Below are 9,124 nucleotides of genomic sequence, written 5' to 3'. Positions count from 1 at the left end.
CTAACGAAGTTTAACGAATTTGTCGAGTTTTATAAAGGCTATAAAAAAGAGAAGTCTACCGAGATAGATATTCAAGAAGCTACTCCAGAGGAAGTTATTTTCCAAAAGATAGAGGAACTTAATAGTATCATAAAAAGTGACCTTAGAAAGAGAATTATGGAGGCTTCTCCTAGATTTTTTGAGCGCTTGATCCTTGATCTTATCGTAAGTATGGGTTATGGTGGCTCCTTTGAAGAGGCAAGTAAGCTTCTTGGGAAGAGTGGGGATGAGGGTATTGATGGTGTTATAAAAGAAGATGTCTTGGGCTTAGACAAAATTTATCTTCAAGCAAAACGATGGGATAACTCCACAATTGGAAGAAAGGAAATTCAAGCATTTGTAGGGGCACTTCATGGAAAGGGAGCAAAAAAAGGAATATTTATAACCACATCGACTTTCACAGAAGACGCACTTAAATATGCTGAAAAAATTTCCGATATGAAGGTTGTTCTAATTGATGGTGATAGATTGCTTGATTATATGTTAAAATATAATGTTGGTGTAGAGCAAAAAACAACAATTGAGATAAAGAAGGTTAACGAAGATTACTTTGAAGAATATTAAAAGGGAGTTAAAGATGTCATTAGGCTTTGATTGGAGAATTAACATAAGGGATGTAAATCCTACTGAACCAACAAGGAAAATTATTGATACTACTAATTATACTTATGGGAAAAGATTTAATGGAAGATTTTAAAATTTCAGAGATAATTCGATCAAAAAGGAAAACAATTGCACTCATCATAAGTGATAATGCTAAACTTATCGTTAAAGCACCAGATAAAACATCTATTGAAGAAATTTATGAGGTTGTTAAGAGGCATAGAAGATGGATTAAAAAGCATATTGAGTTTGTTAAAGGTCTTCCAAAAGATAAGGAAAAACAATTTACTGAGGGAGAGAGTTTTCTACTTCTTGGAAAAGCATACAGTCTCTTTCTTTCAAGAGATAGCGAAACTCCTCTTAAATTTGATAATGGTTTTTATCTTGATGAAAGATATAGAGAAAAGGCAAGGGATCTATTTATTGATTTTTACAAGAAAACTGCAAAGGCTATCATTAGCGAAAGAGTGGATTATTATTCTAAGCTTACAGGAATAGAATATAAGGGAATTAAAATAACAAGCGCAAAAAAGAGATGGGGCAGTTGCTCAAGAAATAACAACTTGAGTTTTACTTATAATTTGATTATGGCGCCTCTTTCAGTTATTGATTATGTTGTGGTGCACGAGTTGTGTCATGTTTTAGAGCATAATCATTCAAAAAATTTTTGGGATAAAGTGAAAACAATAAAACCAGATTATGAAGATGCAAAGAAGTGGTTAAAAGAAAAGGGACATTTGCTTTATATTTGAGGTGATGAGATGAATCTAAATTCCTACGAGTCTGTTATAGAATTTCTCTTAAGGAACCGGCTTTATCCTGTGAAGAAGAATTGAAAAACAAGCCAATATCATCCATCTCATGAAACTGAACCATCAGAAGACTTGCTTTTAACAAGAGACTAATCGAAGCGCTCAATATTATAAATATCAAAGTGCTTGATCACATTATCCTCGGCAAGAATTTTAAGGATTATTTTAGCCTTTGTAAATAACGGCCTTATATAGACATTACTACATTAGGGGTTTTATTATTTCTCTCGAAATTATCTTTGTGGTGTAAGAGTAGGGTTTTACATATCTATCTGCTAATCTTACAATAAAAATTCCAATTGAAAGAGATACAAGCGTTGTGATGAAAATTGTAAAGTCTTTCAAATTCGAAATTTTAATGTTATATCCGAATTCTAAAATTGAACCTATAACAGCGCCTATAACAATGAATATCATTGGTATGCCATAAACTATAAATAATCCTCTATTTAAGTCTTTTTCGCTAAATTCAAACTCTACATAATCACCTATTTTTGCGTCAATTGTGTTTTTTACCCAGACTGTCTGCCCTTCTTTTAAAGAGTTATTTGAGCACTCATTCTTTAAAGCACAAGAGGAACATTGGGATTCTCTTGGTGCGACAACCTCTATATATTCGCCATGGATTGCTTTAACTGTTCCTGTTCCCTTCATATTTAATCTCCTTCCAAATTGGTACAGATTTTTTAACTTCTTCAATAATCCATTTTGTAATTTCAAATCCCTCTTCTCTATGTCTTGAAGAAACACCAACATATAGAGAGGTTTCCTTTAAGGGAATATCGCCAAGTCTATGAACAATGATGACATCAAGAATACCATCTCTTTTTAAAGCCTCTTCCTCGATTTTTTTAAGTTCTTGAATTGCCATCTCTTCATATGCAGTGTATTCAATTGAAGAAACATCGCCGTCTTCGAAACCTTTTCGTGGCTCTCCCAGAAAAACAACAATACTTCCTCCTTCTTCGTTTCTTAAAAGTTCAGTAAGTTCAGATTCATTAATCTTACCCTTAGTTAGTTTTACCATTATCCGCCTCCAACAGGTGGAATAACCGCAACTTCCTCATCACCTTTAAGTTCATAGTTAAGTGTTTTGTATTCTTTATTTACCGCAAAGGCGCAGGTATCCAGAAGATAAGAGATCTGAGGTAAACTCTCTTTGAGTACATCTTTAAGCATGCCTAAAGAACCCCTAAACTCTAATTCAATTGCATCTTTTCCAGAAACTCTTTTTACTTCTCCAAATAAAAGCACCTTAATCATACATATATTATAACTAAAAAAGTAATAGTTGCGAATAAGTGATTAGAATATTCTTAAGAGTTAAAGGTAATCTTTTATCTTTTGTATAAGTTTTTTGAAAAGGGATTGCTTTGTTATATAGTTTAAATTTGTGTCTTACTTTGTGATGAAATGCATTCTTTTGATTAATTCAAGGATGGTTTTTTCACTCTTACAAAACAATAAGTTTGTTTAAGAAGAAAGAATCCTTATAAATCAAATAATCTCTTATGTGTTTAGCTCAGGGAAAGCTTTTTCCCTATCTTAATGTGGCATTTTTTGTTAAATACCCTTCACTTGGTAGATGCCCTCTACTTTAACCTTATAAGGCAAAATTATTATTTGGAAGAGTATTGATGGAGTATCCTAAAACTTTTCTTTCAATAAGTTAAGCATGCATAGTTACATTAATAATGTTGAGTTTAAATGGTATAGGAGTTGAAAGAACATTATATATTATGAACGTAGAATCTTTAGCGAACTCAATATAAAGCTGATACGCAAAAGCAGATCGGATTTTTTATTTCTATCCCTTTTACAGCAAGACTCTCAAAAGAAATCTTTCTAAGGCGTAGGAATACGAATACTTATCAATTTATACAAACTTCTTTGTGTAAAATGGAAATAATATCAAGTAGAGTAAGTAATGTGATTGTTGATACGAATTTAAAAAACATGTTTAAAGAAAGGGTTCTAAGAGTAGAATCTAATTATTTTATTCATTGTGTTAGTTCTTTATGTTGTACTGGATAGAATAATGGTTAGTAAAGGATTATACAAAGAGCAGTCTCTATCAAATATCATATATGAACTGAAGAAACTTAAAGTTGTTGAAACAAACAACGGCAAGAAGTTCTTAACAGAAATGTCAAAAACACAAAAAACTATTTACAAGGAATTTGAAGTCCCACTCCCAGAGATAACATAGTTATATAGATTGGGGATTTTGGGTTATTATGCCTCTGTCTTTATCCCTGTATGCTTCCACGAGAAAATGAGGAAAAAGTGATAAGGTCGGGAAAAACTATTTGAAAAGCTATACAAAAAGGCGTTATGCTTATAACAAAGATAAGAAAGGACATGAAAATATAAAAAGGGGGCAAAAGCCCCCTAAATTTTTTATAGTTGAATAAACTATGGTTTCCAGTTTACTGCAGCATAAGCATTAACAAGTCCATAACCGTAGTATTTATCCCAACCTTTTGCTCCAAGGTCTTTTGCGGTTGATTGAAGCGCAGTCCTTACTTGTTCATTTGTAAATTCTGGGTGAACCGATAGTACTAATGCTGCAACTCCTGCAACATGTGGAGTTGCCATTGAAGTTCCTTGGAAGAAGTAATATCCAAAACTTGTGGGACTTCCTGAGAATGTTTGTTGCAATATTCCATCGCCATAGCCATCTTTGTTTTGGTCAACTGATGTATCTCCGCCCGGTGCAACAAGATCAAGTGCACTTCCATAGTTTGAATATCTTGCTCTTGTTCCATCAAATCGAGTTGCTCCAACTGCAATGCATTCTGTATAGGCTGCAGGATAGCTTACCAAAGGCTTTCCGTCATTTCCTGCGGCACAAACAATTACAACACCTTTGTTGTATGCATATTTAATAGCATTGTAAAGCGTGGTTGAGCCTTGGCTTCCTCCTAAACTCATATTAATAACTCTTGCACCATGATCTGCTGCCCATGTAATGCCGTTTGCAATTGCATCATAGGTTCCTGAGCCAGAGCTATCAAGCACCTTTATTGGGAGGATTGTAGCTTCATATGCAATACCAGCGCAACCTGTACCATTATTTGTTGATTGAGCAATTGTCCCACAAACATGTGTCGCATGTCCATTATCGTCGTTTGCGTGAGTGTCATTATTTACAAAATCATAGGCATTTGCAGTGTCAAACTTTGTATTTGCAAGATCGGGAGCAAGAGCATACTGAGTGCCTGTTACAGGATCAGTGTAATTTTCGTAAGCAACCCCTGTGTCGATTATTGCAACTTTTACACCTCCACCTCTTGTGATGTTCCAAGCTGAAACAGCCTGAATGCCGTAATTAGATGCATATCCATTGGATAGCATTCCATAATCATATAAATCCCACTGGTATGGTGAGAACATCGGGTCATTTGGCTCTGCAAGTGCATGTGCAATAAAGTTTGGTTCAATGTAGGCAACATCTGGATCGTTCTGCAATAATTCTTTCATTGAATCAACTGTTTTCCCCTGATTTAACGAAAATACTGCAAAGTTCTTAAGACCGATTCTTTTTGCTTTTAAGGATTTTGAATTTTCAAGTGCTTTAGCTTTTAATCCAACATTCACACCATCTTTAAATCCAACAATAAATTCACCTGGTACAACCTCATTTGTAATTGAGAGTGACTCTCCGCCCACAAATAAAGGTTCAGCACTTTTTACTTGGACAAACACTGTAAGCAACAGTGCAACCAAGATCAAGCTTACTAAAACTTTCTTCATGCTCTCCTCCTTGCAAAATTTTGGTTATTATATGAAGTTTTATTTTTAAGTCAATACTATGTACGGGTTACATAAATTTGACACTCTAGATAATATTAAATTCGCTTATGAAGAGTGCGAATTACAAAAGAATAAATTCGCTAAAAACAGCGAATACAAAGGAATAAGAAGATAATTTATCAGTGCCATACTCCTCTGTAATCTGCGCTCTTTTTCACCAGATTCTTTCCATACTTTTTCAGAGACCTCCATACATACTATTGACAAAATTTGTTTTTGTATTAAAATTAGTGTAAACTAACATTATTAGGTATACCTAATAAGGAGGCAATATGGAAAATATAATACTTGCAATGGCAAGAAGAGAAGGTGTAATTAGTGTGGAAAGCATTACAAAAAAACAGGGCTTTAAAAAAGAAGATGTAATAAAAGTACTGAATTCCCTTGTAATGAGAGGGAAGCTAACTTTTGTATCGAATCCAAAGGTTTGCGCTTCCTCATGCAGCGGATGCCCGTTGAATAAGTTTTGTATAACAGGAGAGCATAAAAAATGGAACTAACTGAAAGTCTCCAGGACTATCTGCTTGAAATTTATATTGTAAAGACAAAAAAGGCAGTTGTTCGCTTAAAAGACATTGCAAAAAGAAGAAATGTGAAGTTGCCCTCCGTTGTAAGTGCGATAAAAGAGCTTGTAAAAAGGGGGTTAGTTGCTCATGAGCATTATGGATACATAGAATTCACTGATGCAGGAATTGATGAAGCTACTAAGCTATACGAAAGGCACAAAATGCTCTACAAGTTCCTGCGTGATGCATTGGATATAAGTGAAAATTTAGCGGAGAAAGATGCACATAGAATAGAACATGATCTTCACAGAGAAACAGTTTTAAAACTTGCAAAATTTGTTGAGTTCATAGAAAAATCCCAGATAACAGGAAGTAACAAATGGATTGAGCACTTTCGTAAATTTGTAAATACAGGAGAACTCCAAGGATGCCAAGAGAAAGGAGAGAAAAGAATGGAATTAAAATTAAACGAATTAAAAGTAGGAAACAAAGCAAGAATCGTGCGTGTAGAAAGTGGGATGGGAAACCTCAAAGCACGATTATTGGACATGGGAGCAGTGCCAGGTACAGTTGTAAAAGTAGAAAAGGTTGCACCATTGGGAGACCCAATTGACATCTTGATTAAAGACTATCACCTTTCTCTAAGAAAGGAAGAAGCAGAAAAAATCGTCGTTGAGGTAAAATGATGCCCGTTATCTATGCAAAATCCGGCGAAGAATTGGAGCTATTGAGAATCACTTCTGGAAGAGGACTTGTTAGAATGCTTAGTGAGATGGGTATCTATCCTGGTGTGCGTCTAAGAATTGTATCAAATCCTGGCGTAGGACCCATAATTGTTGAGATAAATGGCATAAGATTTGGATTAGGTAGAGGCATTGCATCAAAGTTACTCGCGATTCCAGTAAAATGACAAAAATAGATTTAACGAAAACTATGAAAGAAAAAGTTATGAAAGAAAAAGTTATTTGTGCAATTAAAGAGACGCTAGAAAACGAAAAAGATGTAGATCTCATAGCGAAAGAAGAACTTACATACTATATGGACTTTGTTGTAGAATTTTTAGAAGGTGGAGAAAGTATCTTAAAAAAACCATTACGTTTTTAAAATGAAAGGAGAGTGTAACATGTCAGAAAAAGAAAAACTTGGAACAATTAGAGTTGCGATGGCTGGTAACCCAAATGCTGGAAAATCCACATTGTTCAATGTTCTAACCGGCGGACACGCACATGTAGGAAACTGGCCAGGCGTAACGGTAGAAAAGAAAGAAGGAAGGATGCTTTATAAAGATTATGAGTTTATCATAACAGACCTTCCAGGAACGTACAGCCTCACGAGCTACTCAATAGATGAAAGGATAGCAAGAGATTTTATTGTAAGAGGAAATCCAGATGTAGTAGTTACTGTAACAGATGCAACAAACATTGAAAGAAATTTATATCTTACGATTTCTCTTCTTGAATTAGGTGTAAATGTTGTGGTAGATTTGAATATGTCAGATATTATACAGAGAAAAAACGTAAAGATTGATACTAAAGAAATGGAGGAGATTTTAGGTGTGCCTGTTGTCCTAACGTCTGCAGTGAAAGCAGAAGGACTTACAGAATTAAAAGAAGCAGTAGTTAAAGCAAAAAATAATAAACTAAAGCTATTAAAAGTTGACTATGGCGAAGACATAGAAAAAGTAATATCAAAGATTGAACAAGAACTTGAAGGAGTGGATATATCTTATCCAAAAAGATTCTTTGCAGTAAAGCTTTTAGAGGGAGATGGGGAATTTATAAAGATGCTGAAAGAAAAAGGAAGGAACGATGTTGTAGAATTTGCAACGAAAGAAGCATCCAGGCTTGAAAGCAAATTTGGATATGACCTTGAAACAGAGATTATTGAAAAAAGATACGGGTTTATAGAAAACATCACTCTAAAATGCGTTTCAAGACGCTTTACTACAGAAGAAAAGCTCAGTGCATCAGATAAAATTGATAGGGTTGTTACAAACAAATGGATTGGGATACCCCTCTTTGCATTTGTAATGTGGGTAACATTTCAGCTTACATTCACTGTGGGAAGTATATTTGCGGATTACATTGACCAGTTTATGGTCTGGCTTGGAGGAATAGTAACTACATATATTCCTGGTTGGTTGGGCTCTCTGTTGGGAGACGGCATCATTGGAGGAGTTGGGACAGTACTTGTATTTTTGCCAAACATCGCGATTTTATTTTTACTTCTTGCATTCCTTGAAGATTCTGGATATATGTCAAGAGCTGCTTTTATTATGGATAGAGCAATGCATGCAATAGGTCTTCCAGGAAGATCATTTATTCCTATGGTTATAGGGTTTGGCTGTAACGTTCCCGCAATTATGTCGGCAAGGACGATAAGCTCTGAAAGGGATAGACTGCTTACAATCCTCATCAATCCTTTTATCTCCTGCTCAGCACGCTTACCTGTATATATACTCTTTACAAGTATATTCTTCAAAACACATCAAGGTCTTGTTGTATTTTCCCTCTATGCATTAGGTGTTTTGGTTGCGGTCTTCTCTGCAAAGATCTTTAAATCCACCATTCCAAAACTTAAAGGACCTGTTTCCCCTCTTGTAATGGAACTTCCACCTTACAGATGGCCTACAGTGAAAGGTATATCAATTCATATGTGGGAAAGAGCAGAAATGTTCTTAAAAAAGGCGGGGACAATTATTATAGCAGGTGTCATTTTAATATGGTTCCTTGCAAGTTTTCCCAGCTCTATTGAATATGCAGGGGAGGGAACTTATATATGGTATCTAGGGAAATTTTTTGCACCACTGTTTAAGCCTGCAGGATTCGGATTCTGGCAAGCGGCAGTTGCATTGTTCTTTGGGATTATTGCAAAAGAAACGGTCGTGGGAACAATGGGCGTTCTGTTTGGTGGAGAAGATAAACTTGCTCTCGTTCTTCCCCAATTCTTTACTCCACTTTCGTCCTATTCGTTTATGGTAATGAGCCTTCTCTATATTCCTTGTATCGCATCAATTGGCGTAATATATAGAGAAACAAATAGTTGGAAATGGACCACTTTTTCCGTTGTTTATAGCATTCTTATGGGATGGCTGTTTGCGGTGGGTTTCTATCAATTTGGGAGACTGCTTATCTAAAATTTTTGCTATTAGAAAATTCTCTGGAGCACTTTTTAAAGCTTCTTTGTATTTTGTATGAGTCACATACATTTGTGAACACGGAGTTTTTCAGCTCAACTATAGGCAATTGATCTAAGGCAATTATTTAGGAATTTTACATCGCTTAGAGGGAGACTCAGTCTCCCTCTTTTTTAGACTAATCAACAGATAATTCATCGAAAATTCATACA

At 35.1% G+C, this 9,124-nt stretch carries 13 protein-coding genes; 9 read left to right on the top strand and 4 right to left on the bottom strand.

Going from position 1 to position 9,124, the window contains the following annotated elements; genetic code table 11:
- The 3 genes from ACP5SP_RS06655 to ACP5SP_RS06645 form a co-directional block, all read left to right on the top strand.
- Positions 1–603: restriction endonuclease (locus ACP5SP_RS06655; protein WP_428076302.1), on the top strand; the 603-nt coding region annotated here is incomplete at its 5' end.
- Between the two features lie 119 nt (positions 604–722).
- Positions 723–1,394 carry a M48 family metallopeptidase gene (locus ACP5SP_RS06650; RefSeq protein ID WP_424587104.1) on the top strand — a complete coding sequence of 224 codons (672 nt, stop codon included), beginning with the start codon at positions 723–725 and terminating at the stop codon, positions 1,392–1,394.
- A 122-nt stretch (positions 1,395–1,516) separates the two neighbouring features.
- Positions 1,517–1,636, top strand: a complete 120-nt coding sequence (locus tag ACP5SP_RS06645) for a JAB domain-containing protein (RefSeq protein WP_424587106.1) — start codon at positions 1,517–1,519, stop codon at positions 1,634–1,636.
- A 19-nt stretch (positions 1,637–1,655) separates the two neighbouring features.
- Here the strand turns inward: ACP5SP_RS06645 and ACP5SP_RS06640 are convergent, their stop codons facing one another.
- The 3 genes from ACP5SP_RS06640 to ACP5SP_RS06630 are packed head-to-tail and all read right to left on the bottom strand — an operon-like array spanning position 1,656 to position 2,717.
- Positions 1,656–2,108, bottom strand: coding sequence for a SoxR reducing system RseC family protein (locus ACP5SP_RS06640; protein WP_424587105.1), 453 nt, complete (start codon positions 2,106–2,108; stop codon positions 1,656–1,658).
- On the bottom strand, positions 2,086–2,481 hold the full coding sequence (locus ACP5SP_RS06635; protein WP_416085559.1) for a molybdopterin synthase catalytic subunit: 396 nt from the start codon (positions 2,479–2,481) through the stop codon (positions 2,086–2,088). The genes ACP5SP_RS06640 and ACP5SP_RS06635 overlap by 23 nt, the downstream gene beginning before the upstream one ends.
- Complete coding sequence (locus ACP5SP_RS06630; protein ID WP_416085560.1) at positions 2,481–2,717, bottom strand: MoaD/ThiS family protein; 237 nt, start codon at positions 2,715–2,717, stop codon at positions 2,481–2,483. Before ACP5SP_RS06630 ends, ACP5SP_RS06635 begins: the two co-directional genes overlap by 1 nt.
- Before the next feature lie 742 nt (positions 2,718–3,459).
- Between ACP5SP_RS06630 and ACP5SP_RS06625 the strand changes: the two genes are divergently transcribed.
- Positions 3,460–3,663, top strand: coding sequence for a hypothetical protein (locus ACP5SP_RS06625; protein WP_428076301.1), 204 nt, complete (start codon positions 3,460–3,462; stop codon positions 3,661–3,663).
- A 206-nt stretch (positions 3,664–3,869) separates the two neighbouring features.
- On the opposite strand, the gene ACP5SP_RS06620 is transcribed toward ACP5SP_RS06625, so the two are convergent.
- Entirely contained in the window at positions 3,870–5,210 is a 1,341-nt protein-coding gene (locus tag ACP5SP_RS06620) for a S8 family peptidase (protein ID WP_428076300.1), read from the bottom strand.
- A gap of 332 nt (positions 5,211–5,542) precedes the next feature.
- On the opposite strand from ACP5SP_RS06620, the gene ACP5SP_RS06615 reads away from it, so the two are divergent.
- The 5 genes from ACP5SP_RS06615 to feoB are packed head-to-tail and all read left to right on the top strand — an operon-like array spanning position 5,543 to position 8,912.
- Positions 5,543–5,770 (top strand): hypothetical protein, encoded by a 228-nt coding sequence (locus ACP5SP_RS06615; RefSeq protein ID WP_428076299.1) that lies wholly within the window; start codon positions 5,543–5,545, stop codon positions 5,768–5,770.
- Positions 5,761–6,462 carry a DtxR family transcriptional regulator gene (locus ACP5SP_RS06610; RefSeq protein ID WP_428076298.1) on the top strand — a complete coding sequence of 234 codons (702 nt, stop codon included), beginning with the start codon at positions 5,761–5,763 and terminating at the stop codon, positions 6,460–6,462. Before ACP5SP_RS06615 ends, ACP5SP_RS06610 begins: the two co-directional genes overlap by 10 nt.
- Positions 6,462–6,686 carry a FeoA family protein gene (locus ACP5SP_RS06605; RefSeq protein ID WP_428076297.1) on the top strand — a complete coding sequence of 75 codons (225 nt, stop codon included), beginning with the start codon at positions 6,462–6,464 and terminating at the stop codon, positions 6,684–6,686. The genes ACP5SP_RS06610 and ACP5SP_RS06605 overlap by 1 nt, the downstream gene beginning before the upstream one ends.
- 23 nt (positions 6,687–6,709) lie before the next feature.
- The gene (locus ACP5SP_RS06600) at positions 6,710–6,880 is read left to right on the top strand and encodes a hypothetical protein (RefSeq protein ID WP_428076296.1); all 171 of its coding nucleotides are present in this window, start codon (positions 6,710–6,712) and stop codon (positions 6,878–6,880) included.
- A gap of 19 nt (positions 6,881–6,899) precedes the next feature.
- Positions 6,900–8,912 carry a ferrous iron transport protein B gene (feoB, locus tag ACP5SP_RS06595; protein WP_428076295.1) on the top strand — a complete coding sequence of 671 codons (2,013 nt, stop codon included), beginning with the start codon at positions 6,900–6,902 and terminating at the stop codon, positions 8,910–8,912.
- Positions 8,913–9,124: the final 212 nt, after the last annotated feature.

The organism is Caldisericum sp., assembly GCF_049967455.1.
Classification (GTDB): domain Bacteria; phylum Caldisericota; class Caldisericia; order Caldisericales; family Caldisericaceae; genus Caldisericum; species Caldisericum exile_A.
This window is presented reverse-complemented; position numbering and strand designations above follow the sequence as displayed.